Source organism: Pseudomonas sp. GW823-FHT06B06 (genome assembly GCF_058795195.1).
Genome location: NZ_JBXAHO010000020.1, coordinates 99,076 through 124,829, shown reverse-complemented (window position 1 = coordinate 124,829; position 25,754 = coordinate 99,076). Strand labels below are relative to the sequence as shown.

Genomic DNA, 25,754 nt, shown 5'->3' with positions numbered 1-25,754 from the left:
GTGGGGCAAAGCCTTTTGCTTCCTTTTTGGCGTTTGAAAAAGGGAGTCGCTGTAAAAGCGAAACCATAAGTGGCCGTTACCGCAGCAATGGATATGTACTCAACGGATATGTACTCCGACAACAAATAAAGGGTCGGTCACCAGGTAGCTTTTGTGACCGGTGGTCGATACACCTCGGCCTGCCGGACAATTTGCGCTTAGCTGTAGGGATAACCCCAAGGCGCGCGCAGGTTCCTGATCGCCACAGCGGCGCCAACTTCAGAACACCGTGAGTCTGAGGGCCGTCGCAATGCTGACCTTGAATATCAATGGCCAGGACCAGGAGCTGGATGTCCCTGCGGACATGCCGCTGCTGTGGGTCCTGCGCGATGTTGCGCACCTGACCGGCACCAAGTTCGGCTGTGGCATGGCCCAGTGCGGCGCCTGTACCGTGCACATCGACGGCACGCCTTTGCGTTCCTGCATCACACCGGCCACGGCCGTGGCCCATGGACAGAAAATCCTCACTATCGAAGGCCTGTCCACCGACGGCTCGCACCCGGTGCAACAAGCCTGGGCCGAACTCGATGTGGTGCAGTGCGGTTATTGCCAGTCTGGGCAGATCATGTCTGCGGCGGCCTTGCTGGCAAAGATCCCGCAACCGACCGACAGCGACATCGACCAGGCGTTGTCAGGCAATATCTGTCGTTGCGGCACTTACCCAAGAATCCGCGCCGCGGTCAAACGCGCCGCCCAATTGGGTTGATGGCCATGAACAGCAGCGATCCACTATCGCGCCGCGATTTTCTTAAGGGCAGTGCCATGCTGGGCGGTGGGCTGGTGATAGCGTTTGTCATCCCCGGGGGCCATCGCTTTGCCCGGAGCGCGGAAAACCAGGGCAACGTGTTCGCACCCAATGCCTTCCTGCGCATCGGCAATGACAACAGCGTCACCGTGTTGCTCGGTCATTCGGAAATGGGTCAGGGTATCTGGACCGGGTTGACCATGCTGATCGCCGAAGAGCTGGACGCCGATTGGTCGAAAATTCGCGTCGAGCACGCACCGGCTTCGGCCGCCGATTACGGTCTGGCCGGGTTCGGCGGCATGCAGATCACCGGCGGCTCGACCTCGACCTGGATGGAGTTCGACCGTTACCGTCAGGCCGGTGCGGCGGCGCGTTTGCTGCTGGTCGAGGCCGCGGCCAAGCGCTTCAACGTCGCACCCTCGGCGATTCGCACGGAGTCGGGCGTGGTGATTGCCGGCGACCGGCACGCCACCTACGGCGAACTGGCTGACGACGCCGGCAAGCTGCCGGTACCGGACCCTGCGACCATCAAGCTCAAGGAGGCCAAGGACTGGACCATCATCGGCAAACCCACCAAGCGCCTGGATACGCCGGAGAAAATCACCGGCCGCGCCAAATTTGGCATGGACGTGCAGTTCGATGGCCTGATGACGGCGATGGTCGCGCGTTCTCCGGTGTTTGGTGGCAGCGTCAAATCCTTTGAAGGCGCCGAGGCGCTGGCGATACCCGGTGTGCACAAGGTGGTGCAGGTGCCGACCGGCGTGGCGGTGATTGCTGATCACTACTGGGCGGCGAAACTGGGACGTGATGCGCTGCACGTCGAGTGGGACCTGGGGCCGAACGCAGGGCTCGACAGCGAGCAATTGCTCGAGGAATTCCGCAAGCTCGCTGCCACGCCCGGGCTGCCCGTGAGCGAGGCCGGCGATACCCAGGCTGCACTGGCCAAAGCGACCAGGACCCTCGATGTCGAGTACAGCGTGCCCTACCTGGCCCATGCACCCATGGAGCCGCTCAACTGCACCGTGAGCATCACCCAGGACAAATGCGAGATCTGGACCGGTACGCAGTTCCAGACCCTGGACCAGATGATCGCCGGCAAAATCACCGGGCTCAAGCCTGAGCAGGTCGAGATCCATACCGAGTTCCTGGGCGGCGGATTCGGCCGGCGCGCCAATCCGACCTCGGACTTTGTCGCCGAAGCGGTCCAGGTCGCCAAGGCCGCGGGCGGGCCGGTGAAAACCGTGTGGGCGCGGGAGGATGACATCCGTGGGGGCTATTATCGCTCGGCGTTCCTGCATCAGGCGCGAGTCGGCCTGGGCGCTGATGGCCTGCCGCTGGCCTGGAAGCATGTGCTGGTCGGACAGTCGATCATGGCCGGCACCTCGCTTGAAGCGGCCATGGTCAAGAACGGCATCGACAAGACGTCCGTGGAGGGCGTGGCGGACGGTCCCTACCTGCAGGGGCTGGCTAATCATCAGGTTGAGCTGCATTCGCCAAACACCGGTATCAGCGTGTTGTGGCTGCGTTCAGTGGGGCATACGCACACCGCCTTCGTCATGGAATCGTTGATCGACGAACTGTCCGCGGCGGCAAACCAGGACCCGGTGGAGTACCGGCGGACCTTGCTCAAGGCGCATCCACGGCATCTTGGCGTATTGAACCTGGCGGCAGAGAAGGCCAACTGGAAGGCGCCGTTGCCGGACGGCCACGCCCTGGGCGTGGCGGTGCATGAGTCATTTGGCAGCTACGTGGCCCAGGTCGCCGAAGTCTCCCAGGATAACCTGGCGATTCGTGTGCATCGGGTGGTGTGTGCGGTGGACTGTGGGATCGCGGTCAATCCTCAGAGCATCGCGGCACAAATGGAGTCGTGCATCGCCTTCGGCCTGGGTTTCACCTTGCACAGCAAGCTGACGATCAAGGATGGCAGGGTCGTGCAGTCCAACTATCACGATTACCAGGTGCTGCGGCTCAACGAGATGCCGGTGGTCGAAGTGCATATCCTGCCCAGCAACGAAAAACCCGGTGGCATCGGCGAGGCCGGTGTTCCACCCACGGCGCCAGCAGTGGCCAACGCGGTGTACGCCCTGACCGGGCAACGCCTGCGTGAACTGCCGTTGCAACTGTCGGGGGTGTGAGATGAAACGACACCATTGGTTGCTCGGCTCGCTGATACTGATTTGCCTTTTTGTCTATGCAACAGAACTGTTCGCCGATGACAAGGAGGCGGTGAAGGCCTTTGACACCGTCCAGAAGGTGTTCCAGAGCCCCCGATGCCAGAACTGCCACATTCCCGGAGACGCCCCCTTGCAGTTCGACGCCGGGTTGCCCCATGCGATGAACGTGGTACGCGGCATGGACGGCAAGGGGGCTTCGGGGTTGCCTTGCGCCAGCTGCCATGCCGAGGCCAATCCACCCGTCAGTTACGGCGCCAATGCACCGCCTGGGGCACCGCATTGGAGCCTGCCACCGGCGGCGCACAAAATGGCCTGGATCGGCCTGCCTCCGGACATGTTGTGCAGCATGATCAAGGACCGCGCGAGCAACGGTGATCGCGATTTTGCAGCGCTGATCAAGCACGTCAGCGAAGACAAACTGGTGTTGTGGGGCTGGAATCCTGGCGGTGATCGCGCGCCAGTGCCGGTGCCGCACGATGTTTTTGTCACACAGTTCAAGCGCTGGGCGGACGCCGGCGGGCCGTGTCCGGTAGTGGGTAGCTGACCAACGGCGAGTCGACATGGAGTCAAACCCGATATCGAGGACTCTAAAGAACATACCCACCTATGGAGTATGTGATGCTGATCTCAGGCAAACCGCACAAATCGTGTGTACGTGCAGGGACGCCACAGCAGGAGCGTGAGCTTTTGCGCGATCTGGCCCGCAAGGCAGAGCAAGAGCTGATCGGGGTACAGATGGCGAGCATGGATGAGTTGACGCTATTGCCCAACCGGCACGGTTTCCTCGCGTTGGCCCAATTGGGGCTGGACGCCTGCCAGCAACTGGACCGACCGGCGACGTTGCTGTTTTTCAATCTTGACGAGTTCAAACGCATCAACTACCTGTTTGGTCGCACCGAAGGTGATAAGGCGCTGAAAACCTTTGCCGATGTACTGCGCATCGGTTTTCGGGAAAATGACGTGGTCGGGCGGCTGGAGGGCGCCACCTTCGTGGCCTTGCTCACAGGTTCCGGCAGCGTGGACATCGAGGCGATCAAGGCGCGGCTCGAAGAAATGCTCGATGAACGCATGGCCACGGCGCATAGCGGGTACGAGATTCGTTTCAGTATCGGGCAGATTGAGCATGATCCAGCGGTTCATGGCTCGGTTGAAGAGATGCTGGTTGAGGCTGAAAAAGCGTTGGGCCGGTAGCATTGTGGTGCAATGACTGGCCCCATCGCGGGCAAGCCCGCTCCCACAGTTGATAGCATTTCAAATCGGTCAAGTGTGGGAGCGAGCCTGCTCGCGAAGGCGGCCTTGGAGGCCACGCCTGCCTTCATTTGGCAAACAACTGCCCAATATCCTTGAACGCCTTGAATTCCAGCGCATTCCCGCACGGATCGAACAAAAACATCGTCGCCTGTTCGCCCACCAGTCCCTGAAAACGAATCCCCGGCTCGATCACGAAACGCGTCTGCAGCGACTTCAATCGTTCGGCCAGTGCCTCCCACTCTTTCATGCCCAACACCACGCCGAAATGCGGTACGGGCACGTCATGGCCGTCAACCGCGTTGGTATGGGCGGCTTCTTGCGAAGCATTTTTTGGCGCGAGGTGAATCACCAGTTGATGGCCGAAAAAGTTGAAATCGACCCAGTGGTCACTGGAACGACCTTCTTCCAGGCCGAACACGCTCCCGTAGAAGTGCCGCGCGGCGGCCAGGTCATAGACCGGAATGGCCAGGTGGAAAGGCGAGAGTTGCATAGGGCGTGCCTCGGTTATGGAATATTGACGCTGAGTTTAGCGCTGTGCTTTTTGATTGAAAGACGATAGTTTTTGCGTCGAGCTCAAATTTTTTCGATCAATCGGTGGCCCCATGCTTCGGGAACTGAAAACCTTCATCGCGGTGGCGCGCTACGGCACATTCGCCGCAGCGGGCATGCACATCGGCCTCACGCAGTCGGCAGTCAGCGCGCAGATCCGCAACCTGGAACAGGCCCTCGGCATTCGCTTGTTCGATCGCACCGGGCGTCAGGCCTTGCTGAATGCGGCGGGGCAGCGCGCGTTGCCGATGGCCAGGGAAATGCTGGAAATCTTCAATCGAATGGCGGTCAGTGATGACGTCAGCGAGTACAGGGGCGAATTGAAGATCGGCGCCGTGGCCACGGTGCAGACCGGATTGCTGCCCCAGGCACTGTTGCGATTGCGCCAGCAGGCGCCGCACCTGGAGCCAAAACTGGTGCCGGGCGTGTCCTTGAACCTGTTGAGCCAGGTGGACACCGGCGAAGTGGACCTGGCGATCCTCATCAAGCCACCGTTCGAACTGCCCAAGGAACTGTCGGCGCAAGTGATCCGCCGCGAGCCTTTTGTGCTGATCGTGCCGACGGATCTTGAAGGCGACGAGCCGCTCAAGTTGCTCGCCGAACATCCCCATGTGCGTTACGACCGCAATTCATTCGGCGGGCGACTGGTGACAAGATTTCTTCGTGAACAGCAAATCGACGTGCACGTTGCGTTGGAGCTCGATGAGCTGGAAGCCATTGTGAAGATGGTCGAGTGCGGGCTGGGCATTTCGTTGCTGCCCGAAGCGGGGCTGTGGCTGGAGCATGGGGCGAACGTCAGGGTGATTCCGTTGGGCGAGTTGACGTTTTACCGGGAGATTGTGTTGGCGCAGCGGTACAGCCAACGGACGCAGCCGATTCAGCAATTGTTTGCGCAGTGCCTTGTTTGAAGATCAAAGATCGCAGCCTTCGGCAGCTCCTACAGGTGTACACATATCCATCGTAGGAGCTGCCGAAGGCTGCGATCTTTTGATCTTGACCCAATAAAAAACCCGCCAAAAAGGCGGGTTTTTTAATGGCTAACCGAAGATCACTCTTCCAGATTGCCCATGGCCGTGGTGTTGAAGCCACCGTCCACGTACATGATTTCGCCACTGATGCCGGACGCCAGGTCCGAGCACAGGAAGGCGCCGGCGTTGCCGACTTCTTCGATGGTGACGTTGCGACGCAGAGGGGTTTGCGCTTCGTTGGCGGCCAGCATCTTGCGGAAGTTCTTGATGCCGGAAGCGGCGAGGGTGCGGATCGGGCCGGCCGATACGCAGTTCACGCGAGTACCGTCCGGGCCCAGGGAGCCGGCCAGGTAGCGTACGCCGGCTTCCAGGGAAGCCTTGGCCATGCCCATCACGTTGTAGTTGGGCATGGTGCGCTCGGCGCCCAGGTACGACAGGGTCAGCAGGCTGCCATTGCGGCCTTTCATCATTTCGCGGCCGGCCTTGGCCAGGGCCACGAAGCTATAGGCGCTGATGTCGTGAGCAATGCGGAAACCTTCACGGGTGGTGGCTTCGGTGAAGTCGCCGTCCAGTTGATCGCCCGGGGCGAAGCCTACGGAGTGCACGATGCAGTCCAGGCCGTCCCACTTCTTGCTCAGCTCTTCGAAGACCTTGGCGATTTCCGCATCGCTGGCCACGTCGCACGGGAAGCACAGCTCAGGGCTCGAACCCCAGCCCTGTGCGAATTCTTCGACACGACCCTTGAGTTTGTCGTTCTGATAAGTGAAGGCAAGCTCAGCGCCCTCGCGATGCATGGCGGCAGCGATGCCGGATGCGATGGACAGCTTGCTGGCGACACCGACGATCAGTACGCGCTTACCGGCGAGAAAACCCATGTGTTGCTCCTCTTTTCAGGTTATTGCGCAGTGGCTGGAACCAGGAAGGCGGCTTCCAGCAACTGCTGTGTATACGGATGTTGGGGGGCGGCAAAAATGCTTTGCGCGTCTCCCTGTTCGACCACTTGGCCCTGCTTGACCACCATCAACTGGTGGCTCAGCGCCTTGACGACAGCCAGGTCATGGCTGATAAACAGATACGTCAGGTTGTACTTGCTTTGCAGTGATCGTAACAGCTCGACCACTTGGCGTTGCACGGTGCGGTCGAGGGCCGAAGTCGGCTCGTCCAGCAGAATCAACGCCGGTTTTAGCACTAATGCCCGGGCAATGGCGATTCTCTGCCGTTGCCCGCCGGAAAATTCGTGGGGGTAGCGGTGCCGGGTTTCCGGGTCCAGACCTACCTCCTTGAGTGCTGCAATAATCGCTTGTTCCTGTTCAGCCTCGGTGCCCATCTTGTGGATCCGCAGGCCCTCGCCGACGATCTGGCTCACGCACATTCGCGGGCTCAGGCTGCCGAAGGGGTCCTGGAACACCACCTGCATTTCCCGCCGCAGTGGCCGCACCTGTTGCTGCGTCAGGCTGTCCAGCTGCTTGCCTTCAAAACGGATGCCGCCTTTACTGCCGATCAAGCGCAGGATCGCCAGGCCCAGTGTCGATTTGCCGGAACCGCTTTCTCCCACGATCCCCAGGGTCTGGCCCTGGGGCAGGCTGAAATTGATGCCGTCTACCGCCTTGACGTAATCCACGGTCTTTTTCAGCAAGCCTTTCTTGATCGGGAACCAGACTTTCAGGTCCTCGACCGTGAGCATGGGCGGGCCGACGACATTGGTCGCAGGCGTCCCGCTGGGCTCCGCTGCCAGCAGCTCCCGAGTGTACGGATGCTGCGGCGCGCGGAACAATTGTTCGCACGATGCCTGTTCGACGATGCAACCGCGCTGCATGACACATACGCGATGCGCAATTCTTTTCACCAGGTTCAAATCGTGGCTGATCAACAGCAGCGCCATGCCCAGGCGGGCCTGCAGTTCCTTGAGCAATTCGAGGATTTTAAGCTGAACGGTCACGTCCAGCGCGGTGGTCGGCTCGTCGGCAATCAGCAGTTCCGGCTCGTTGGCCAGGGCCATGGCGATCATCACGCGCTGACGTTGGCCGCCGGACAATTCGTGGGGCAGGGCCTTGAGGCGCTTTTCCGGCTCGGGAATGCCCACCATTTCCAGCAATTCCAGGGTGCGCTTGGTCGCGACCTTGCCAATCAGGCCCTTGTGGATGCCCAGCACCTCGTTGATCTGCTTCTCGATCGAGTGCAGCGGGTTGAGCGAAGTCATCGGCTCCTGGAAGATCATCGCGATCCGGTTGCCGCGGATATGGCGGATGGTTTTCTCTTTCAGGTTGAGCAGGTTCTGCCCGGAATATTCGATTGTCCCCGACGGGTGCCGGGCGAGCGGGTAGGGCAACAGGCGCAGGATCGAATGCGCCGTTACCGATTTGCCGGACCCGCTTTCACCCACCAGCGCCAGGGTCTCGCCACGCTTGATATCGAAGCTGACACCTTCGACCACTCGCTGGCAGCGCTCGCCAACGACGAATTCGACGGCCAGGTCGCGCACTTCGATCAGATTGTCCTGATTCATTTCACTTCCTCGGGTCGAAGGCATCGCGAGCGGACTCGCCGATGAATACCAGCAAACTCAACATCAACGCCAGCACCGCGAACGCGCTCATGCCCAGCCAGGGCGCTTGCAGGTTGGATTTGCCCTGGGCCACCAGTTCACCCAGTGACGGACTGCCGGCCGGCAAGCCGAAGCCAAGGAAGTCCAGGGCGGTCAGGGTGCCAATGGCGCCGGTCAGGATGAACGGCATGAAAGTCATGGTCGAGACCATGGCGTTGGGCAGGATGTGACGAAACATGATCGCGCCATTCTGCATGCCCAAGGCCCGGGCTGCACGCACGTATTCAAGGTTGCGCCCACGCAGGAACTCGGCGCGCACCACGTCCACCAGGCTCATCCAGGAAAACAGCAGCATGATCCCCAGCAGCCACCAGAAGTTCGGCTGGACGAAGCTCGCGAGGATGATCAGCAGGTACAGCACCGGCAAACCGGACCAGATCTCCAGGAAACGCTGCCCGGCCAGATCCACCCAGCCACCGTAGAAACCCTGCAGCGCGCCGGCGATCACCCCGATGAGCGAGCTGAGCAGCGTTAACGTGAGTGCAAACAATACGGAAATGCGGAAGCCGTAGATCACCCGGGCCAGCACATCGCGGCCCTGGTCATCGGTGCCCAGCAGGTTATCGGCCGATGGCGGCGCGGGGGCAGGGACCTTCAGGTCGTAATTGATGCTCTGGTAGCTGTAGGGAATCGGCGCCCATAACACCCAGGCGTCCTTGGCCTTGAGCAGTTCGCGGATGTACGGGCTCTTGTAGTTGGCTTCCAGTGGGAACTCGCCGCCGAAGATGGTTTCCGGGTAGCGCTTGAGGGCCGGGAAGTACCAGCCATTGTCGTAGTGCACTACCAGTGGCTTGTCGTTGGCGATCAACTCGGCACCGAGGCTGGCACCGAACAGGATCAGGAACAGCCACAGCGACCACCAGCCGCGTTTGTTGGCCTTGAACAGTTCGAAACGTCGTCGATTGAGCGGGGACAGGTTCATCTCAATGCTCCCGGCTTTCGAAGTCGATGCGCGGATCGACGAAGGTGTAGGTGAGGTCGCCGATCAACTTCACCACCAGCCCCAGCAGGGTGAAGATGAACAAGGTGCCAAAGACCACCGGGTAATCGCGGTTGATCGCCGCTTCGAAACTCATCAGGCCGAGGCCGTCGAGGGAGAAGATCACTTCCACCAGCAACGAACCGGTGAAGAAAATACCGATGAATGCCGAGGGGAAACCGGCGATCACCAGCAGCATGGCGTTGCGAAATACATGACCATACAGCACGCGTTGATTGGTCAGGCCCTTGGCCTTGGCGGTGACCACGTACTGCTTGTTGATTTCATCGAGGAAGCTGTTTTTGGTCAGCAGGGTCATGGTCGCGAAGTTGCCGATCACCAATGCGGTCACCGGAAGCGCCAGGTGCCAGAAGTAGTCGAGGATCTTGCCGCCCATGCTCAACTCGTCGAAGTTGTTCGAGGTCAGCCCGCGCAACGGGAACCAGTCCAGGTAACTGCCGCCGGCAAACACCACGATCAACAGGATGGCGAACAGGAATGCCGGGATCGCATAGCCGACGATGATCGCCGAACTGGTCCAGACGTCGAAGTGGCTGCCATGCCGCGTGGCCTTGGCGATCCCCAACGGGATCGACACCAGGTACATGATCAGGGTGCTCCACAACCCGAGGGAGATCGATACCGGCATCTTTTCCTTGATCAGGTCGATGACCTTGGCATCACGGAAAAAGCTGTCGCCAAAATCCAGGGAGGCATAGTTCTTGACCATGATCCATAAGCGTTCCGGCGCCGATTTGTCGAAGCCGTACATGTGCTCGATTTCCTTGATCAGCGCCGGGTCCAGGCCTTGTGCGCCGCGATAGGCGGAGCCGGCCACCGACACCTCGGCGCCGCCGCCGGCGATGCGGCTGGTGGCGCCTTCGAAGCCTTCGAGCTTGGCGATCATCTGTTCCACGGGGCCACCGGGGGCGGCCTGGATGATCACGAAGTTGATCAGCAAGATGCCGAACAGTGTCGGGATGATCAGCAGCAGTCGCCGAAAAATATACGCCAGCATCTGATTACTCCGTGCCCGCAGGGTCGGCTTGCAATTTGGTTTCGATCTCTATGGCCGGTTTCGCATCGGGCTTGATCCACCAGGTGTTGATGCCGATGTCATATTTAGGCGAGACCTTGGGGTGGCCGATGTGGTTCCAGTACGCCACGCGCCAGGTCTTGATGTGCCAGTTGGGGATTACGTAATAGCCCCATTGCAGCACGCGGTCCAGCGCGCGGGCGTGGGCCACCAGGCTTCTTCGTGAGTCGGCGTTGATGAGTTGTTCGACCAACTGGTCCACCACCGGGTCTTTCAGGCCCATGGAATTACGGCTGCCGGGTTTGTCGGCGGCCGCGGTCATCCAGAACTCACGCTGTTCGTTGCCCGGCGAATTGGACTGCGGGAAGCTGCCGACGATCATGTCGAAGTCCCGCGAGCGCACGCGGTTGACGTACTGCGAAACGTCGACCCGGCGAATCACCAGTTCGATGCCGAGGTCGCTCAGGTTACGCTTGAACGGCAGCAGGACCCGTTCGAATTCGGTTTGGGCCAACAGGAATTCGATGCTCACCGGTTTGCCGGTGGCGTCGACCATCTTGTCATCGACGATGCGCCAGCCGGCCTCTTGCAGCAGTTGGTAAGCCTTGCGTTGCTGGGTGCGGATCATGCCACTGGCGTCGGTCACGGGATTCTGGAACGCCTCGCTGAATACCTGCTCGGGGATCTTGCCGCGAAACGGATCGAGGATTGCCAACTCATCGGCATCGGGCAAGCCGGTGGCAGCCATTTCCGAGTTCTCGAAGTAACTGCGGGTCCTTGCGTAGGCACCGTTGAACAATTGCTTGTTGGTCCATTCGAAGTCCAGCAGCAGGGTCAGGGCCTGGCGCACGCGCACGTCCTGGAACAGCGGGCGGCGCAGATTGAACACGAAGCCTTGCATACCGGTGGGATTGCCGTTGGGGATCTGTTCCTTGATCAGCCGGCCTTCGGTCACCGCCGGGATATTGTAGGCGTTGGCCCAGTTCTTCGCGGTCATCTCCAACCAGTAATCGAACTGCCCGGCCTTCAGGGCCTCCAGCGCGACCGTATTGTCGCGGTAGTAGTCGGTGGTCATCACGTCGAAGTTGTAGAAGCCGCGGTTGATCGGCAGGTCCTTGCCCCAGTAATCCTTGACCCGCTCATAGCGCACCGAGCGCCCGGCCTTCACTTCGGTAACCTTGTACGGGCCGCTGCCCAGTGGGACTTCCAGGTTGCCCTTGTTGAAGTCGCGGCTCGCCCACCAGTGCTTGGGCAGCACCGGCAACTGGCCAAGGATCAACGGCAATTCGCGGTTGTTGCTGTGCTTGAACTTGAACACTACGGTCAGCGGATCTTCGGCGACCACGTCTTCGACATCGCTGTAGTAGCCGCGGTACATCGGTGCGCCATCCTTGACCAGGGTCTGAAAGCTGAACACCACGTCATCGGCGCGAACCGGATGCCCATCATGGAAACGCGCTTCGGGCCGCAAATAGAAACGCACCCAGTCGTTGTTCGGGGCTTTTTCGATCTTGCCGGCGATCAGGCCATATTCCGTGAAAGGTTCATCCAGGCTCTGTCGGGCCAGGGTGTCGTAGATCAAGTCGATGTCGTTGGCCGACACGCCCTTGCTGATGAACGGGTTGAGGCTGTCAAACCCGCCGAACCCGGCCTGACGGAATTTTCCGCCTTTGGGCGCGTCCGGGTCGACGTAGTCGAAATGTTTGAAGTCAGCCGGGTATTTCGGCGGTTCGTTGTACAGGGTCAGGGCATGTTGCGGGGCGGCGAAGGCCCATCCTGCAAACAACAGAGCGCTGGCCTGCAGGAGTAGCGCGCTTGCGGGTTTCATCGATCTTTCTCCGAAGATTTCAGCCACCACGCGCTCAGGCCCAGGGTGTAGGGCGGCGTCGTGACGAAGCCAAACCGGTTACGGTAGGCCAGGCGGTGATAATTGAGGTACCAGTTGGGAATGATGTAGTGCTGCCACAGCAGTGTGCGGTCGAGTGCCTTGCCGGCGGCGACTTGTTCATCGCGGGTCTTGGCGGCGAGCAATTGTTCGAGCAGGTGGTCCACCACCGGATTGGCAATGCCTGCGTAGTTCTTGCTGCCCTTGACCGTGACCTGGCTGGAATGAAAGTACTGCCATTGCTCCAGGCCCGGGCTGAGGGTCTGGTTAAGGGTCATCAGGATCATGTCGAAATCGAACTGATCGAGGCGCTGCTTGTACTGTGCACGATCGACCGTGCGCAGCTTGGCGTCGATGCCGATGCTGGCCAGGTTTTCGACATAGGGTTGAAGGATGCGCTCCAGGTTCGGGTTGACCAGCAAAATCTCCAGGCGCAGCGGTTGCCCGGCCGCGTTCTGCAAGCGCTGGCCGTTGAGCTTCCAGCCGGCTTCGGCAAGCAGGGCCAAGGCTTTGCGCAGGGTATCCCGGGGAATGCCGCGACCCTGGGTCTGCGGCAGGCTGAAAGGCTCGGTGAACAACCTCGCTGGCAATTGCTCGCGATACGGCTTGAGTAACAGCCATTCGTGGCCGACTGGAAGTCCGCTGGCGGAAAACTCGCTGTTGGGGTAGTAACTCATGGCGCGTTGGTAGGCGCCGCTGAACAACGTGCGGTTGGTCCACTCGAAGTCGAACATCAGGCCCAGTGCTTCGCGAACCCTCGCTTGGGCGAACGTCGCGCGGCGGCTGTTCATGAACAGGCCCTGGGTCTGGGTCGGGATCTGGTGCGGGATCTGCGCCTTGATCACCTCGCCACGACGAATCGCCGGAAAGTCATAGCCGGTGGCCCAGTTTTTTGCCTGGTGCTCGATATAGATGTCGAACTCGCCGGCCTTGAACGCTTCGAACGCGACATCGCTGTCACGATAGAACTCGACTTCCATGCGATCGACGTTGTACTTGCCGCGATTGACTGGCAGGTCCTTGCCCCAATAGTCCTTGACTCGCTCGAACACGATCTGTCGTCCCGGCGCAACCGAGGTGATGCGATACGGCCCGCTGCCCAGCGGCGGCTCGAAGGTGGTCGCCTTGAAGTCGCGGCCTTTCCAGTAATGCTGCGGCAACACTGGCAACTCCCCCAGACGCAGGATAAGCAAGGGATTGCCGGCACGCTTGAACACGAACCGTATACGCAGGGGGTTGAGGATGTCGACCCGCGACACTTCCTGCAGGTTGGTGCGATATTGCGGGTGGCCTTCCTTGAGCAGCAGGCGGTAGGAGAATGCCACATCAAAGGCGGTGATTGGCGTGCCGTCGTGGAAGCGGGCTTGCGGACGCAAATTGAAGACGACCCAGCTGCGGTCCTCACTGTATTCCACCGATTGGGCGATCAGGCCGTAACTGGAGGTCGGCTCGTCACCTGACGGCGCGTATTGGCCAGTGCCGACCATCAGCGGCTCGTTGAGCTCGTTGATGCCGTATTGCAGGAAATTGGATGTTGCAACCGGGCTCGTGCCCTTGAAAGTGTAGGGGTTGAGCGTATCGAAGGTGCCAAATGCCATGACCCGCAACGTACCGCCCTTGGGCGCTTGCGGGTTGACCCAGTCGAAGTGGGTAAATCTGGCCGGGTACTTGAGCGTGCCGAACTGCGCATAACCGTGGCTTTCGCTGATCGTCGCGCTTGCGGTGGAACTCAAGGCCAGGCTGATCAGGAGCAGGAGGAGGGGACGCTTCAAATAAGGAATCCGATCCGGGCGGCTTGGGCATTGTGGATCGTACAGTAACAGCTTGTATGGACAGGAAAAAGACGGGGTTCGAAAGCTGTGTTCGGGTACAAAAAAGATCGCAGCCTGCGGCAGCTCCTACAGGGAAACGTATTCCCCTGTAGGAGCTGCCGCAGGCTGCGATCTTTTCGGCATCACATCAATTTTTAATGCGGACTGGAAACCGTCAACATTTGCCCCGGCTTCAACGCCTGGCCGACACGAGGATTCCAGCGCTTGAGGTGCTGCATTTCAACGTTGAAGCGCTTGGCTACCATGTATAGCGAATCGCCTTGCTGGACTTTGTATTGCGACTGCGGCTTCTGGGTCTTCGACTTGGCCGCGACCACGGTGTTGATGCGTCCCGAGTTGCGCTTGCCGGTGTCTTGCATGACCAGCGTCTGGCCAGGCTTGAGATTCTTGCCGCTCAACTTGTTCCAGCGTTGCAGGTCCTTGACGTCGACATTGTTGGCCTTGGCGATGGAGCCCAGGTTATCGCCGCGTTTGACCCGATAGCTACGTTTGGCGCTCGCCAGTTGCGTATCGTCCGCGCCTTCGAAAACCGGCTTGAGCTGCTTCTTGCTGATCAACTCTTCGGGGCGCATGGTCTGCAGGCTGGTGGTCAGCAGTTGTGCCTTGGAGGTGGGTACCAGCAAGTGCTGCGGGCCGTCGATGGTGGTGCGTTGCTTGAAAGCGGGGTTGAGCTGGAACAGTTCGTCTTCGTCGATGTTGGCCACCGCGGCGACCTTGGACAGGTCCATGCGCTGGTTGATTTCGACGACCTGGAAATACGGTTCGTTGGCAATCGGGTTGAGGTTCACGCCGTAGGCGTCCGGCGCCATCACCACCTGCGAGAGTGCCAGCAACTTCGGCACATAGGCCTGGGTCTCGGCGGGCAGGGGCAGGTTCCAGTAATCGGTTGGCAGGCCGAGTCGCTCGTTGCGTTCGATGGCACGGCTGACCGTGCCTTCACCGGCGTTGTAGGCGGCCAGGGCCAGCAGCCAGTCGCCGTTGAACATGTCGTGCAGGCGGGTCAGGTAGTCCATGGCCGCCGTCGTCGAAGCGGTGATATCGCGCCGGCCATCATAAAAACGGGTTTGGCGCAGGTTGAAGTAACGCCCGGTGGAGGGAATGAACTGCCACAAGCCCACTGCATTGGCCCGGGAATAAGCCATCGGGTTGTAGGCGCTTTCAATCACTGGCAGCAGCGCCAGTTCCAGCGGCATGTTGCGTTCTTCAAGGCGCTCGACGATGTAGTGGATGTACAGGCTGCCGCGATCGCCGGCGTTTTCGAGAAACGACGGGTTGCTGGCGAACCACAGTCGTTGCTGCTCGATGCGCGGGTTGACGCCCAGGCCATCCTGCAGCTGGAAACCCTGGCGCATACGCTCCCAGACATCCTGCGGGATCTGTGGGCTGGGCTTTTCAGTGAGGAAGACGGGTTTCTGCTTGGCGCGCGCGGCAATATTCGGTGCGTGTGCCGCATCGGTCTGCGGCACATGACTGGAACAGCCCGCCAATGTCGCGGACACAGCCACCGCTATGGCTTGCGCCAGGCGGGTCAGTGCGTCCGAATTGATGGCTTTGCGTATAGATGACGACATTGGCTGGAAGTAAGTTCCGGGCAAAAATGTCGGGCGATTCTAGAAAGCACACCCTCTGCGGTCAACCTTTCAGAGTTTTTGGACCATCGTGCAAACTGCTCAGAACGTATCTTTCCAGGCCCTTAGTGCAGCAAAAACCATATCGGGCGCGGAGTTATCGGTGCCGGTCCGTTCATCCGCTTTTTCTTTAACGGATGTTTCACCGGTACGCAAAAACGGATTTGTACGTTTTTCCAGGGCCACCGTGGAGGGCAGCGTGATGATGCCGGCTTCGCGCTGACGGGCCACGCTGGCCAGGCGTTCAAGGGTGTCGGCGTTGCCGGGTTCGACCGCGGCAGCGAAGCGCAGGTTGCTCAGAGTGTATTCATGGGTGCAATACACCCGGGTGTCCTCGGGAAGCGCGGCAAGGCGCGACAGCGAGGTGTACATCTGTTGGGGCGTGCCTTCGAACAGGCGCCCGCAACCTGCCGCGAAGAGGGTGTCGCCACAAAACAGCAGGCCGGGGTGATAATAGGCAATGTGGCCCAGGGTATGACCGGGCACCGAAATGATCTCGAAGTCATGGCCCAGCACATTGATACGATCGTTATCCTTGAGCGCGATGTCCCGCTTGGGGATGCTTTCGCTGGCAGGACCATAGACGGTCGCGTCCGTCGCTTTCTTGAGCTGTTCGACGCCACCGACATGGTCATGATGATGGTGAGTGATCAGAATATCGCTCAGGACCCAGCCCGGATTGGCCGCGAGCCAGGCGTTTACGGGCGCGGCATCGCCCGGGTCGACCACCGCGCAACGTCGGGTGTCGGGGTCTTGTAACAACCAGATGTAGTTGTCGGTGAAGGCGGGCAGGGCAGTGATCTGTATCATCGTCGGATTCGCCAAGCGGAAAACAATGGCGCATCTTAGAACTTCCTGGCGCGTTGGAGAATGCAATGACCGATAAAGCGTTCGCTCAGGCTGATCCTGACTGGCTGGCGTTGATCAGCGCAGCACGTGACTGGCTGTCCGGTCCCCTTGGGCAACTGCTGCTGGATGAAGAGCGGCGCATGCTCGAAGACGAGCTGGGGCGTTTCTTCGGAGGCTACCTGGTGCATTACGGGCCGTCGGCCCAGACCCCGCCGTCGGCGCCGCAGGTGCAGCGCAACGTGCGCCTGGGTGCACCGTTGCCCGGGGTCGAGATCGTCTGCGAGGAGCAGGCCTGGCCGCTGAGTGAGCATGCCGCCGATGTGGTGGTACTGCAGCATGGGCTGGATTTCTGCCTGTCGCCTCACGGCTTGTTGCGGGAGGCGGCGAGCAGTGTGCGGCCCGGCGGGCATTTGCTGATCATCGGCATCAATCCCTGGAGCACTTGGGGACTGCGCCATGTATTTGCCCACGACGGATTGCGCAAGGCACGCTGCATTTCCCCCTCGCGGGTGGCTGACTGGCTGAACCTGCTGGGCTTCGCGCTGGAGAAACGCCGCTTCGGGTGCTATCGTCCGCCGCTGGCTTCACCCACCTGGCAGGCTCGCCTGGCCGGCTGGGAGCGCAAGGCCGGTGACTGGCAATTGTCCGGTGGCGGCTTCTATCTACTGGTGGCGCGCAAGATCGTGGTAGGCCTGCGACCGGTCCGTCAGGAGCGCCGCGAACCGATGGGCAAGTTGATCCCGTTGCCGATGGCCAAGGTCAATCGTCGCAACATCGAACCGTGATACCTCCTTTTTCCGGCCGGGGTTACCCGGTCCTGGGCGTCGTCGATCTTCTATTGGCGGGCCACTGCATTTTCTGGATAGATTGGCATGAGCGATAGCGTAGAACTCTTCACCGATGGCGCCTGCAAGGGCAACCCTGGCCCTGGCGGCTGGGGCGCATTGCTGGTGTGCAAGGGCGTGGAGAAAGAACTTTGGGGAGGCGAAGCCAATACCACCAACAACCGCATGGAGCTGATGGGCGCGATTCGTGGCCTGGAAGAGCTCAAGCGTTCGTGCGATGTGTTGCTGGTGACCGACTCCCAATATGTGATGAAAGGCATCAACGAGTGGATGGCCAACTGGAAAAAACGCGGGTGGAAAACCGCAGCCAAGGAACCGGTCAAGAACGCTGACCTGTGGATGCTGCTGGACGAGCAGGTCAATCGCCACAACGTCACCTGGAAATGGGTACGTGGGCACATTGGCCATCACGGCAACGAACGGGCGGATCAACTGGCCAACCGTGGCGTGGATGAAGTGCGCGGCTTCAAACAGGCCTGAATTCAACGCCAAAGACATACTGTGTCGCTGCCTTCGCGAGCAGGCTCGCTCCCACATTTGATCTCCTTGAGCGCAAATTCTGCGTTCACCTGCGATCCAGTGTGGGAGCGAGCCTGCTCGCGAAGGCCGTGACACGGTGTATCTGAAAGACCCCGGCAAGCGTGTTAATATCGCCGCTTTTGCCCGATTGACCGATTGAGAGCTGAGCACCCGATGGCCACCAGATCCGTTGTACTCGACACCGAAACCACCGGCATGCCGGTGACCGACGGCCACCGGATTATCGAGATCGGTTGTGTCGAGCTGATCGGTCGGCGCCTCACTGGCCGGCATTTTCACGTTTACCTGCAACCGGACCGCGAAAGTGACGAGGGCGCCATCGGCGTCCACGGCATCACCAACGAATTTCTGGTGGGCAAGCCGCGTTTCGCCGAGGTGGCCGAAGAGTTCTTCGAATTCATCAAGGGCGCGCAGCTGATCATCCATAACGCGGCGTTCGACGTTGGCTTCATCAACAACGAATTTGCCCTGATGGGCCAGCACGATCGTGCGGACATCACCCAGCACTGCTCGATCCTCGATACCTTGATGATGGCCCGGGAACGTCACCCGGGGCAGCGCAACAGCCTCGACGCCTTGTGCAAGCGCTATGGCGTCGACAACTCCGGCCGTGAGCTGCACGGCGCCTTGCTCGACTCCGAGATCCTGGCCGACGTCTACCTGACCATGACCGGCGGCCAGACCAGCCTGTCCCTGGCGGGCAATGCGTCGGACGGTAATGGTTCCGGCGAGGGTGCGGACAACTCCGCCACTGAAATCCGCCGCCTGCCGGCCGACCGTCAGCCAGCGCGCATCATTCGCGCCACTGAAGAAGAGCTGGCCCAGCACATGGCGCGCCTGGAAATCATCAGCAAATCCGCCGGTGGGCCGGCGCTTTGGTTGCAATTGGCTGAGGCTGAGGCTTCGGCATAGGTCCGTTAACAAGATCGCAGCCTCGTTTCACTCGACAGCTCCTACAGAGTGAAACGAGGCTGCGATCTTTTGATCTTCACGCCGATCAGTTGACCCATTTCAGTGCGTCGCACTCGCCACATCCGCTCCAACCCTCTACCCTGAGGTGATTGACAGGCTCTGGCCTGCCGCCTCAGGACACTGAGCCCCATGTATAAAGATCTGAAATTCCCGGTCCTGATCGTCCATCGCGACATCAAGGCCGACACCGTCGCTGGTGATCGCGTGCGGGGTATCGCCCGGGAACTGGAGCAGGAAGGTTTCAGTATCGTCTCGGCGATGGACTACACCGAAGGCCGGCTGGTCGCGTCGACCCATCATGGCCTCTCGTGCATGCTGATAGCGGCAGAAGACGCCAGTGCCCATTCGCATTTGTTACAGAATATGGCCGAGCTGATCGGGCTGGCGCGAGTGCGGGCGCCGGACCTGCCCATTTTCGCCCTCGGCGAGCAAGTGACCCTGGAAAACGCGCCCGCCGACGCCATGGCCGAGCTCAATCAGTTGCGCGGCATTCTGTATCTGTTCGAAGACACCGTGCCATTCCTCGCACGCCAGGTGGCGCGGGCCGCGCGCAAGTACCTCGATGGCTTACTGCCGCCGTTCTTCAAGGCGTTGGTGCAGCACACCGCCGATTCCAATTATTCCTGGCACACCCCCGGTCACGGTGGAGGGGTGGCGTATCACAAGAGCCCGGTAGGGCAGGCTTTCCATCAGTTCTTCGGGGAAAACACCCTGCGTTCGGATCTATCGGTCTCGGTGCCGGAACTGGGCTCACTGCTGGATCACACCGGGCCCCTGGCAGAGGCGGAGGCGCGGGCAGCGCGTAACTTTGGCGCCGATCACACCTTCTTCGTGATCAACGGCACCTCGACAGCGAACAAGATTGTCTGGCATTCGATGGTTGCTCGCGACGATCTGGTGCTGGTTGATCGCAATTGCCACAAGTCGGTATTGCACTCGATCATCATGACCGGTGCCATTCCGCTGTACCTGTGCCCGGAGCGCAATGAACTGGGGATCATCGGGCCGATTCCGCTGAGTGAGTTCAGCCGCGAATCGATCCAGGCCAAGATCGATGCCAGTCCGTTGACCAAGGGCCGGACGCCGAAGGTCAAGCTGGCGGTGGTGACCAATTCAACCTACGACGGCCTCTGCTACAACGCCGAACTGATCAAGCAGCAATTGGGCAATAGCGTCGAAGTCTTGCACTTTGACGAGGCCTGGTACGCCTATGCGGCATTCCATGAGTTTTTTGCCGGGCGCTACGGCATGGGCACGTCCCGCAGTGAAGACAGCCCCCTGGTGTTCACCACCCATTCCACGCACAAACTGCTGGCGGCATTCAGCCAGGCGTCGATGATCCATGTGCAGGACGGTGGCGCCCGGCAACTGGACCGTGATCGTTTCAATGAAGCCTTCATGATGCATATTTCCACGTCACCGCAGTACGGCATCATCGCGTCTCTGGATGTGGCGTCGGCGATGATGGAGGGCGGGGCCGGGCGTTCGCTGTTGCAGGAGATGTTCGACGAGGCCCTGAGCTTTCGGCGGGCGCTGGCCAATCTGCGCCAGCATATCGCCGCCGACGATTGGTGGTTTTCCATCTGGCAGCCGCCGTCGGTCGAAGGCATCGACCGTGTGGTGACCGAGGACTGGCTGCTGCAACCTGCGGATGACTGGCACGGCTTTGGCGAAGTGAGCGACGACTATGTCTTGCTCGATCCGATCAAGGTCAGCCTGGTGATGCCGGGCCTGACCGCGGGCGGTGCGCTCAGCGAGCGCGGGATTCCGGCGGCCGTGGTCAGCAAGTTTCTCTGGGAGCGCGGGCTGGTGGTCGAAAAGACCGGGCTGTATTCGTTCCTGGTGTTGTTTTCGATGGGGATCACCAAGGGCAAGTGGAGCACGTTGCTGACCGAGTTGCTGGAGTTCAAGCGCAGCTACGACGCCAACGTCAGTCTGGCCAGCTGCCTGCCTTGCGTGGCGCAACAGCACGGCGCGCGCTATCAGGGCATGGGCTTGCGAGACCTGTGCGATCAGTTGCACGCCTGTTATCGCAGTAATGCCACGGCCAAGCATCTCAAGCGGATGTACACGGTACTGCCACAAATCGCCATGAAGCCGGCGGATGCGTATGATCATCTGGTACGTGGCGAAGTCGAGGCGGTTTCGATCGATGCGCTGGACGGACGTATCGCCGCCGTGATGCTGGTGCCATACCCGCCGGGCATTCCGTTGATCATGCCCGGAGAGCGCTTTACCGAGGCGACCCGCTCGATCATCGACTACCTGGCGTTTGCTCGCACGTTCGACAGCAGTTTCCCGGGTTTCGTCGCTGATGTGCATGGATTGCAACACGAAGACGAGGGCAATGGACGGCACTACACCGTCGATTGCATCAAGGAATGAGGACCTTTCCCAGTATGCAACCGGTTATGAATCCGAATTACCCAGGGCTGTCGGTGCGCGTGGCCGACGAGGGCTTTGCCGCTTATATATGGGGCAGTGATTTCAGTTTTGAAGTCGCTGCCTACGGCGCTGCCGAAATCGGCCAGCCGGTAGAGAAGTGGCAGGTCACGCCCATCACCCCTTATCGCAAATGCTATGGCATCGATCCGGAAGAGTTCAGCAGCTTTCGCGATGCCGCCGACAGCGCGATTTTCATGGCGTACCTGGACGACGAACCTGTTGGCCACCTGGTGATCAGCACCAACTGGAACGGTTTTGCCCATATCGATGAGTTGGCGGTGCATGCGCCGGCCAGGCGACACGGTGTGGCCAAGGCGTTGCTGGATGTGGCGCAGTTCTGGAGTCGCAAGAAGAAACTGCCCGGCGTCATGCTGGAAACCCAGAACAACAACTTGGGCGCCTGTCGGCTTTACGAGCGTTGCGGCTTCATGATCGGTGGCATCGACCATCTGCGTTATCGGGGTATTGACCCAAATACTGCCGAAGTGGCGCTGTTCTGGTACCGATTGTTCGACAACCCGCTGGAAAGCCCCATCAGTTCGCCAACATCACCGCGGCTTGTTCCGTGATGATCGCCAGCAAAGCCTGAAGGGCTGGCGAGGGCTCGCCGTTTTTCAGGGTCAGGGCGTAGAGGGTGATCGGCACGGCCGGTGCCAGCGGGCAGGCGTCGAGCCCGGTCGATTTGGCGCCCAGGGCGGTGAAAGGGTCGACAATGGCCAAGCCTTCACCGGCCTCGACCATGCTGCGCATCATCTGGTGGGTTTGCACCCGCGTCTGTATCACCGGCGCCGGCCGCAGCGCATGCAGTTTGTTTTCAAGCGCCGGGCTCAGCGGGTCATGGCCTTCAAGCCCGACCATCGCCTGGCCGGCCAGGTCCTGGAGCGAGATGTACTTCTGCTTGGGTTGCAGCCAGCCGTGAGGGGCGAGCAGCTGCAGCTTGCCGTGAGCGATTGGCTGGCAATGAATATCGGCGTGATCGGGATCATGCAGGCTCAAGCCCAGGTCGCTTTCGCGAAGCAGCAGGCTGCGCACGATCTCGCGTGTGGGTTGGCTCAGGAGCGTACAGGGTGCGTCAGGCAAGCGTCGGCGCAGAGCGGCGATGCTGTGCGGCAACAATTGCTGGGCGAGGGGCGGGGTGCAGATGATGCGTAACGGCGCGGCCAGGTATTGCCTCAGGCTGCTCGCCAGGCGCTGCACCGGTTCGAGTGCATCGTAGACACGGGTGATTTCGACCTGCAACGCCCGCGCCTCACGCGTGGCCTGCAAGCGTCCGCGAACGCTTGCGAACAGCATGAAGCCCAACTGATCCTCGGCGTCGCGCAAAATGCGTTCGACTTCGGCCACCGGCAACTGCAGCCATTCAGCGGCGGTGCCCAGGTGACCGGTCTGCAGGAGCGCCTGGATCACTTCGATATGGCGTAAGCGCATGCGTGAAGTCCATGTTCAGCAGGTGAAGAAGGAGTCAGTGCCTGAATCCTAACCCAAGTCTGCGCATATGACTTCTGCTCATAACACCGAGTTATGAAGCGGCGATCGGTTCCGGTTCGCGGATCAGCGTTACACCCGTTTGCACCAATTGAAACTCGTTGTTATCGAGTTTGTTGACGCGGTCGCCAATTGCCAGTTTGTACGTGGTGACAGACGTGCCGTCAGCGGACTGGGTGGATTCCTGGAACTCATGTACGGAATAAACACGGCCTTCCGCATCTCTTGCATGGAACTGACCGACGAGTACTGCTGCCATCTGCTTAGAACCTCTGGAGATAAATCACTCAATGTGCGGTGGGGTAGACCGCCACTGGGCACGGTAAGTTTTCCTACGTAAAAAAAATATATCAGGACGCACAATACTGTGTTTATTGGCTGAACCGTCGCCTGATCATCTATAACTACAGGCTCCTCCCACGGACAATCGAGCGTCTTCCATGAGTAATGTCTATAACATCGCCGTAGTGGTCGGCAGCCTGCGTAAAGCATCGATCAACCGTAAGGTCGCCCTCGCGCTGGCGGATCTGGCGCCGGCCAACCTCAAGCTCAACATCGTCGAAATCGGGGATTTGCCGCTCTACAACGAAGACATCGATGGTCCTTCACCGCCGGCAGCCTACAGTACTTTCCGACAACAAGTCAGTTCATCCGACGCAGTGCTGTTCGTTACCCCGGAATACAATCGTTCGGTGCCTGCCCCGATGAAGAACGCCATTGACGTGGGTTCGCGCCCTTATGGCAAGAGTGCCTGGAGTGGCAAGCCGGGTGCGGTGATCAGTGTTTCGCCGGGTGCGGTCGGTGGATTCGGTGCGAATCACCACTTGCGCCAGTCCATGGTGTTTCTCGATGTGCCGATGATGCAACAACCGGAAGCCTACCTCAGTGGCGCCGGTGCCGCGTTCGACGAGGCGGGCAACCTGTCGGAATCCGTCAGGCCGTTCTTGCAGAAGTTCATCGATGCCTATGGCAAGTGGGTCGAGCAACACAAGAAGCTTTGATGCACCGGATTACGAACCGTTAGCCAGTCGGCTACAAATCATTGTTTCCATTTCCGACAACCATGCGGCGGTTTGCGCCGCCGCTGGTTGCGCGGTGACACAATAACGCCGTCCGCCCCACGCCATGATGACCCAGGCATCGATAGTCGCCTGTGAGGGGGGTACAGGCAGATCGCCACAGGCTGCGATCGCTTCGCGCCATTTCTGCGACAGCTCGTCGAACAGCCTTCGATGGTGTTTGGGCTCGGCGATCTGGTGTTCGATGAGCAGCACGGCATGGTTGAAAAAGGGCTGGTGCTCATCGTCGGGGGTACAGGTCAGGCGGATAAGGCGTTTAATCCGGGTTGCCCAGTCCAGTTCATTGGCTTGCACAACCGCTTCATCCAGATGGTGCAACAAGGCATCCAGTCGATGTCGGATATAGCCGGAGAGCAGGGCTTCCTTGCTCGGGAAATAGTCGTACAGCGTGCCAATCGCAACGCCTGCTTCAAGTGCCACTTCCCGAGTGGTCAAGCCAGGCCAACCGTTTCTGCGCCAAATCCGAACAAAAGCCTGGTAAATCGCTTCGACGGTGAAAATCGCCCGGGCCTGACTCGGCCGTTTCAGCGGTTTTGCCCGGGGATTGACGTTGGGCGCGCCGCCCCTGGTGTTTCCGAACCCGCTCTTCATCGGCGGCCATTACTCTGGTGCTACCCGCCACACTAGCGCAGCAGGAGATTGAAGGATGCAAAGTTCATGTACGGTAACACGGCTGATAACCCGTAAAAACGCCTTGGACCAGAGTCGGATTGAAGAGCTGCAGCGAAGTCTGATTCCGGCGGCCGGCGAGGTGATCTTGAAGATTGACCGTTGCGCGCTGACGACCAATAACATTACTTACGCCGCCTATGGCAATTCGATGAACTACTGGGGGTTCTTTCCTACAGGATTAGAGCAATGGGGGCACGTCCCTGCCTGGGGCTTTGCCGATGTCGTGGCCTCTGACGTGGCTGGCATCAAGGTCGGGGAACGTTTCTACGGGTATTTCCCGATTGCCAGCCATCTGTGGATGCGCCCTGAACGGGTGACCGAACGTGGTTTCTACGACGGTGCCGAGCATCGACTCGGGTTGACCTCGGCGTACAACCAATACACCCGCTGCAGTTGGGATTCGTACTACAGCCCGGAGACCGAAAACCTGCAGATTTTACTCAAGCCCTTGTTTCTGACCTCTTCGATGCTCGCGGACTTTTTGCAGGACAAGCAGTTCTTTGGTGCAACTCGACTGGTGTTCTCCAGCGCCTCGAGCAAAACCGCCTACGGCACAGCAGTCTGCCTGGGTAATCTTGCCGGCGTGGAACGCGTTGCGCTGACTTCAACCGGTAACAAGGCTTTTGTCGAGAGTCTTGGTTGTTACGAGCGAGCGGTGTCTTACGCGGATTTGGCGGACGTGCCCAATGATCGTCCAACACTGTATGTGGATTTTTCCGGCGACCTTGAGCTGCGTGACCAGGTGCACCGGCATTTCGCCGGACAGCTGGCCTACAGTTGTTTCGCCGGCTCGGCACAAAGCACCGATGAGGCGCGATTGACAGCCATCGAGGGCCCGCAGCCGGTGTTCTTTTTTGCGCCGATCCAGATTCGCAAGCGTAATGCCGATTGGGGGCCGGAAGGGGTCAGCCAGCATATCGGCGAGGGTTTGCAGGCGTTTTTCCGGAAAGTGACGGCCAGTGAAGCGCCATTGCTGAAGGTGGCGGAAAGCCAGGGTTACGAAGCGGCGCAGTCGGTTATTTCACGCCTGTTCCATGGACAGGTCGCGCCGGTGGAGGGGCATGTGATTCGGTTGTGACTGAGGTGGCCCCTTCGCGAGCAGGCTCGCTCCCCCGTCTCTTCTACACATCTCCGAGCCCACGAGACGCCTAACGTGATCTGGGGGGGGGGGGGGGG

The 25,754-nt window shown here is 60.1% G+C and carries 25 protein-coding genes; 13 read left to right on the top strand and 12 right to left on the bottom strand.

All coding sequences use genetic code 11. The annotated features are described in order from the left end of the window. From AC1Q8Q_RS19380 to AC1Q8Q_RS19360, 5 genes are all read left to right on the top strand, one after another. Window positions 1–272, top strand: a 272-nt coding sequence (locus AC1Q8Q_RS19380; RefSeq protein ID WP_492615379.1) for a hypothetical protein, incomplete at its 5' end; no start/stop codon positions are given. Window positions 273–289: 17 nt separating this feature from the next. Further along, entirely contained in the window at window positions 290–745 is a 456-nt protein-coding gene (locus AC1Q8Q_RS19375) for a (2Fe-2S)-binding protein (protein WP_020799272.1), read from the top strand. 5 nt (window positions 746–750) lie between these two features. Further along, window positions 751–2,919 carry a xanthine dehydrogenase family protein molybdopterin-binding subunit gene (locus AC1Q8Q_RS19370; protein ID WP_492615378.1) on the top strand — a complete coding sequence of 723 codons (2,169 nt, stop codon included), beginning with the start codon at window positions 751–753 and terminating at the stop codon, window positions 2,917–2,919. A 1-nt stretch (window position 2,920) separates the two neighbouring features. Further along, the gene (locus AC1Q8Q_RS19365; RefSeq protein ID WP_492615377.1) at window positions 2,921–3,502 is read left to right on the top strand and encodes a hypothetical protein; all 582 of its coding nucleotides are present in this window, start codon (window positions 2,921–2,923) and stop codon (window positions 3,500–3,502) included. A gap of 74 nt (window positions 3,503–3,576) precedes the next feature. Continuing rightward, on the top strand, window positions 3,577–4,149 hold the full coding sequence (locus AC1Q8Q_RS19360; RefSeq protein WP_151142401.1) for a GGDEF domain-containing protein: 573 nt from the start codon (window positions 3,577–3,579) through the stop codon (window positions 4,147–4,149). 124 nt (window positions 4,150–4,273) lie between these two features. Here AC1Q8Q_RS19360 and AC1Q8Q_RS19355 read toward each other — a convergent pair whose 3' ends face one another. Further along, on the bottom strand, window positions 4,274–4,699 hold the full coding sequence (locus tag AC1Q8Q_RS19355; protein WP_020799276.1) for a VOC family protein: 426 nt from the start codon (window positions 4,697–4,699) through the stop codon (window positions 4,274–4,276). Window positions 4,700–4,811: 112 nt separating this feature from the next. Here AC1Q8Q_RS19355 and AC1Q8Q_RS19350 point away from each other — a divergent pair, with 112 nt between their 5' ends. Then, the gene (locus AC1Q8Q_RS19350) at window positions 4,812–5,666 is read left to right on the top strand and encodes a LysR family transcriptional regulator (RefSeq protein ID WP_151142397.1); all 855 of its coding nucleotides are present in this window, start codon (window positions 4,812–4,814) and stop codon (window positions 5,664–5,666) included. Window positions 5,667–5,806: 140 nt separating this feature from the next. Here the strand turns inward: AC1Q8Q_RS19350 and fabI are convergent, their stop codons facing one another. The 8 genes from fabI to gloB form a co-directional block, all read right to left on the bottom strand. Continuing rightward, on the bottom strand, window positions 5,807–6,601 hold the full coding sequence (fabI, locus tag AC1Q8Q_RS19345) for an enoyl-ACP reductase FabI (protein WP_020799278.1): 795 nt from the start codon (window positions 6,599–6,601) through the stop codon (window positions 5,807–5,809). 20 nt (window positions 6,602–6,621) lie between these two features. Further along, complete coding sequence (locus AC1Q8Q_RS19340) at window positions 6,622–8,232, bottom strand: ABC transporter ATP-binding protein (protein ID WP_168758012.1); 1,611 nt, start codon at window positions 8,230–8,232, stop codon at window positions 6,622–6,624. A gap of 1 nt (window position 8,233) precedes the next feature. Continuing rightward, a complete protein-coding gene (locus tag AC1Q8Q_RS19335) occupies window positions 8,234–9,253 on the bottom strand; it encodes an ABC transporter permease (protein WP_492615376.1) in 1,020 nt (339 codons plus the stop codon). Between the two features lies 1 nt (window position 9,254). Beyond that, window positions 9,255–10,328, bottom strand: a complete 1,074-nt coding sequence (locus tag AC1Q8Q_RS19330; RefSeq protein ID WP_020799281.1) for a microcin C ABC transporter permease YejB — start codon at window positions 10,326–10,328, stop codon at window positions 9,255–9,257. Window positions 10,329–10,332: 4 nt separating this feature from the next. Continuing rightward, window positions 10,333–12,174, bottom strand: a complete 1,842-nt coding sequence (locus AC1Q8Q_RS19325) for an extracellular solute-binding protein (protein WP_492615375.1) — start codon at window positions 12,172–12,174, stop codon at window positions 10,333–10,335. Beyond that, window positions 12,171–13,985 (bottom strand): extracellular solute-binding protein, encoded by a 1,815-nt coding sequence (locus AC1Q8Q_RS19320; RefSeq protein WP_404821812.1) that lies wholly within the window; start codon window positions 13,983–13,985, stop codon window positions 12,171–12,173. The genes AC1Q8Q_RS19325 and AC1Q8Q_RS19320 overlap by 4 nt, the downstream gene beginning before the upstream one ends. Window positions 13,986–14,197: 212 nt before the next feature. Beyond that, entirely contained in the window at window positions 14,198–15,634 is a 1,437-nt protein-coding gene (locus tag AC1Q8Q_RS19315) for a transglycosylase SLT domain-containing protein (protein ID WP_020799284.1), read from the bottom strand. Window positions 15,635–15,733: 99 nt separating this feature from the next. After that, the gene (gene gloB / locus AC1Q8Q_RS19310) at window positions 15,734–16,501 is read right to left on the bottom strand and encodes a hydroxyacylglutathione hydrolase (RefSeq protein WP_020799285.1); all 768 of its coding nucleotides are present in this window, start codon (window positions 16,499–16,501) and stop codon (window positions 15,734–15,736) included. A 65-nt stretch (window positions 16,502–16,566) separates the two neighbouring features. Between gloB and AC1Q8Q_RS19305 the strand changes: the two genes are divergently transcribed. The 5 genes from AC1Q8Q_RS19305 to AC1Q8Q_RS19285 all read left to right on the top strand — a co-directional run bounded on the left by AC1Q8Q_RS19305 (window position 16,567) and on the right by AC1Q8Q_RS19285 (window position 21,911). Beyond that, on the top strand, window positions 16,567–17,325 hold the full coding sequence (locus AC1Q8Q_RS19305; RefSeq protein WP_033043369.1) for a class I SAM-dependent methyltransferase: 759 nt from the start codon (window positions 16,567–16,569) through the stop codon (window positions 17,323–17,325). Window positions 17,326–17,412: 87 nt separating this feature from the next. Then, window positions 17,413–17,865: a ribonuclease HI gene (gene rnhA, locus AC1Q8Q_RS19300; protein ID WP_020799287.1), complete on the top strand. Its 453-nt coding sequence runs from the start codon at window positions 17,413–17,415 to the stop codon at window positions 17,863–17,865. A 213-nt stretch (window positions 17,866–18,078) separates the two neighbouring features. Next, window positions 18,079–18,837 carry a DNA polymerase III subunit epsilon gene (gene dnaQ, locus AC1Q8Q_RS19295; protein WP_033043368.1) on the top strand — a complete coding sequence of 253 codons (759 nt, stop codon included), beginning with the start codon at window positions 18,079–18,081 and terminating at the stop codon, window positions 18,835–18,837. A gap of 189 nt (window positions 18,838–19,026) precedes the next feature. Beyond that, the gene (locus tag AC1Q8Q_RS19290) at window positions 19,027–21,282 is read left to right on the top strand and encodes an Orn/Lys/Arg family decarboxylase (RefSeq protein ID WP_083348966.1); all 2,256 of its coding nucleotides are present in this window, start codon (window positions 19,027–19,029) and stop codon (window positions 21,280–21,282) included. Window positions 21,283–21,296: 14 nt separating this feature from the next. After that, complete coding sequence (locus tag AC1Q8Q_RS19285) at window positions 21,297–21,911, top strand: GNAT family N-acetyltransferase (RefSeq protein ID WP_020799290.1); 615 nt, start codon at window positions 21,297–21,299, stop codon at window positions 21,909–21,911. Here AC1Q8Q_RS19285 and AC1Q8Q_RS19280 read toward each other — a convergent pair. Further along, on the bottom strand, window positions 21,877–22,770 hold the full coding sequence (locus AC1Q8Q_RS19280) for a LysR substrate-binding domain-containing protein (RefSeq protein ID WP_033043366.1): 894 nt from the start codon (window positions 22,768–22,770) through the stop codon (window positions 21,877–21,879). The two genes, AC1Q8Q_RS19285 and AC1Q8Q_RS19280, sit on opposite strands and share 35 nt — an antisense overlap. A 91-nt stretch (window positions 22,771–22,861) precedes the next feature. Beyond that, on the bottom strand, window positions 22,862–23,086 hold the full coding sequence (locus AC1Q8Q_RS19275) for a hypothetical protein (RefSeq protein ID WP_020799292.1): 225 nt from the start codon (window positions 23,084–23,086) through the stop codon (window positions 22,862–22,864). Window positions 23,087–23,267: 181 nt separating this feature from the next. Between AC1Q8Q_RS19275 and AC1Q8Q_RS19270 the strand changes: the two genes are divergently transcribed. Next, window positions 23,268–23,828: an NADPH-dependent FMN reductase gene (locus AC1Q8Q_RS19270; RefSeq protein WP_492615374.1), complete on the top strand. Its 561-nt coding sequence runs from the start codon at window positions 23,268–23,270 to the stop codon at window positions 23,826–23,828. A gap of 9 nt (window positions 23,829–23,837) precedes the next feature. On the opposite strand, the gene AC1Q8Q_RS19265 is transcribed toward AC1Q8Q_RS19270, so the two are convergent. Then, the gene (locus AC1Q8Q_RS19265) at window positions 23,838–24,497 is read right to left on the bottom strand and encodes a TetR/AcrR family transcriptional regulator (protein WP_492615373.1); all 660 of its coding nucleotides are present in this window, start codon (window positions 24,495–24,497) and stop codon (window positions 23,838–23,840) included. Between the two features lie 55 nt (window positions 24,498–24,552). Between AC1Q8Q_RS19265 and AC1Q8Q_RS19260 the strand changes: the two genes are divergently transcribed. Further along, window positions 24,553–25,656 carry a DUF2855 family protein gene (locus AC1Q8Q_RS19260; RefSeq protein WP_492615372.1) on the top strand — a complete coding sequence of 368 codons (1,104 nt, stop codon included), beginning with the start codon at window positions 24,553–24,555 and terminating at the stop codon, window positions 25,654–25,656. Window positions 25,657–25,754 lie beyond the last annotated feature (98 nt).

What these genes read in the sequence shown, in the direction of transcription:
- AC1Q8Q_RS19330 (WP_020799281.1), bottom strand. Translation starts at nt 10,328, where the DNA reads ATGCTGGCGTATATTTTTCGGCGACTGCTGCTGATCATCCCGACACTG.
- AC1Q8Q_RS19325 (WP_492615375.1), bottom strand. Translation starts at nt 12,174, where the DNA reads ATGAAACCCGCAAGCGCGCTACTCCTGCAGGCCAGCGCTCTGTTGTTT.
- AC1Q8Q_RS19280 (WP_033043366.1), bottom strand. Translation starts at nt 22,770, where the DNA reads ATGCGCTTACGCCATATCGAAGTGATCCAGGCGCTCCTGCAGACCGGT.
- AC1Q8Q_RS19315 (WP_020799284.1), bottom strand. Translation starts at nt 15,634, where the DNA reads ATGTCGTCATCTATACGCAAAGCCATCAATTCGGACGCACTGACCCGC.
- rnhA (WP_020799287.1), top strand. Translation starts at nt 17,413, where the DNA reads ATGAGCGATAGCGTAGAACTCTTCACCGATGGCGCCTGCAAGGGCAAC.
- gloB (WP_020799285.1), bottom strand. Translation starts at nt 16,501, where the DNA reads ATGATACAGATCACTGCCCTGCCCGCCTTCACCGACAACTACATCTGG.
- dnaQ (WP_033043368.1), top strand. Translation starts at nt 18,079, where the DNA reads ATGGCCACCAGATCCGTTGTACTCGACACCGAAACCACCGGCATGCCG.
- AC1Q8Q_RS19305 (WP_033043369.1), top strand. Translation starts at nt 16,567, where the DNA reads ATGACCGATAAAGCGTTCGCTCAGGCTGATCCTGACTGGCTGGCGTTG.
- fabI (WP_020799278.1), bottom strand. Translation starts at nt 6,601, where the DNA reads ATGGGTTTTCTCGCCGGTAAGCGCGTACTGATCGTCGGTGTCGCCAGC.
- AC1Q8Q_RS19355 (WP_020799276.1), bottom strand. Translation starts at nt 4,699, where the DNA reads ATGCAACTCTCGCCTTTCCACCTGGCCATTCCGGTCTATGACCTGGCC.
- AC1Q8Q_RS19350 (WP_151142397.1), top strand. Translation starts at nt 4,812, where the DNA reads ATGCTTCGGGAACTGAAAACCTTCATCGCGGTGGCGCGCTACGGCACA.
- AC1Q8Q_RS19370 (WP_492615378.1), top strand. Translation starts at nt 751, where the DNA reads ATGAACAGCAGCGATCCACTATCGCGCCGCGATTTTCTTAAGGGCAGT.
- AC1Q8Q_RS19265 (WP_492615373.1), bottom strand. Translation starts at nt 24,497, where the DNA reads ATGAAGAGCGGGTTCGGAAACACCAGGGGCGGCGCGCCCAACGTCAAT.
- AC1Q8Q_RS19285 (WP_020799290.1), top strand. Translation starts at nt 21,297, where the DNA reads ATGCAACCGGTTATGAATCCGAATTACCCAGGGCTGTCGGTGCGCGTG.
- AC1Q8Q_RS19275 (WP_020799292.1), bottom strand. Translation starts at nt 23,086, where the DNA reads ATGGCAGCAGTACTCGTCGGTCAGTTCCATGCAAGAGATGCGGAAGGC.
- AC1Q8Q_RS19260 (WP_492615372.1), top strand. Translation starts at nt 24,553, where the DNA reads ATGCAAAGTTCATGTACGGTAACACGGCTGATAACCCGTAAAAACGCC.
- AC1Q8Q_RS19360 (WP_151142401.1), top strand. Translation starts at nt 3,577, where the DNA reads ATGCTGATCTCAGGCAAACCGCACAAATCGTGTGTACGTGCAGGGACG.
- AC1Q8Q_RS19335 (WP_492615376.1), bottom strand. Translation starts at nt 9,253, where the DNA reads ATGAACCTGTCCCCGCTCAATCGACGACGTTTCGAACTGTTCAAGGCC.
- AC1Q8Q_RS19375 (WP_020799272.1), top strand. Translation starts at nt 290, where the DNA reads ATGCTGACCTTGAATATCAATGGCCAGGACCAGGAGCTGGATGTCCCT.
- AC1Q8Q_RS19290 (WP_083348966.1), top strand. Translation starts at nt 19,027, where the DNA reads ATGTATAAAGATCTGAAATTCCCGGTCCTGATCGTCCATCGCGACATC.
- AC1Q8Q_RS19340 (WP_168758012.1), bottom strand. Translation starts at nt 8,232, where the DNA reads ATGAATCAGGACAATCTGATCGAAGTGCGCGACCTGGCCGTCGAATTC.
- AC1Q8Q_RS19365 (WP_492615377.1), top strand. Translation starts at nt 2,921, where the DNA reads ATGAAACGACACCATTGGTTGCTCGGCTCGCTGATACTGATTTGCCTT.
- AC1Q8Q_RS19270 (WP_492615374.1), top strand. Translation starts at nt 23,268, where the DNA reads ATGAGTAATGTCTATAACATCGCCGTAGTGGTCGGCAGCCTGCGTAAA.